General features: G+C 45.9%; 1 protein-coding gene. It reads right to left on the reverse strand.

The genetic code is table 11. The features are described 5' to 3' along the window. Positions 1-566: GTP-binding protein (locus tag I6E82_RS19765; RefSeq protein WP_197118531.1), on the reverse strand; the 566-nt coding region annotated here is incomplete at both ends.

Here is a 566-nt window from a genome sequence, read left to right on the forward strand (position 1 = left end):
ATGTCACGCTCTGGCTCTGGGATGTAAGTATCAAGTGCGTTTGCAAGCTCAACAATCTTATCTTCCCACTCTTTCTCGCCTTCTAACGCTTTAAGCGCAGAACCAGCAATTAGAGGTAAGTCATCACCTGGGAAATCGTATTCTGAAAGAAGTTCACGAACTTCCATTTCTACTAGTTCAAGTAGCTCTTCGTCATCTACCATGTCACATTTGTTCATGAACACGATGATGTAAGGAACGCCAACTTGACGAGAAAGAAGGATGTGCTCACGCGTTTGTGGCATAGGGCCATCAGTCGCAGCAACTACTAAGATCGCGCCGTCCATTTGAGCAGCACCAGTGATCATGTTTTTAACATAATCGGCGTGACCAGGACAATCTACGTGTGCGTAGTGACGTGAAGGAGTATCGTATTCAACGTGAGACGTTGAAATAGTGATACCACGTTCGCGCTCTTCTGGAGCGTTGTCGATTGATGCGAAATCTTTAGCAACACCGCCGTATACTTTTGCAAGTACGTTAGTGATTGCTGCAGTTAGTGTAGTTTTACCGTGGTCAACGTGGCC

It is taken from the genome of Pseudoalteromonas sp. NZS11 (assembly GCF_015864765.1).
GTDB classification, from domain to species: Bacteria; Pseudomonadota; Gammaproteobacteria; order Enterobacterales; family Alteromonadaceae; genus Pseudoalteromonas; species Pseudoalteromonas arctica.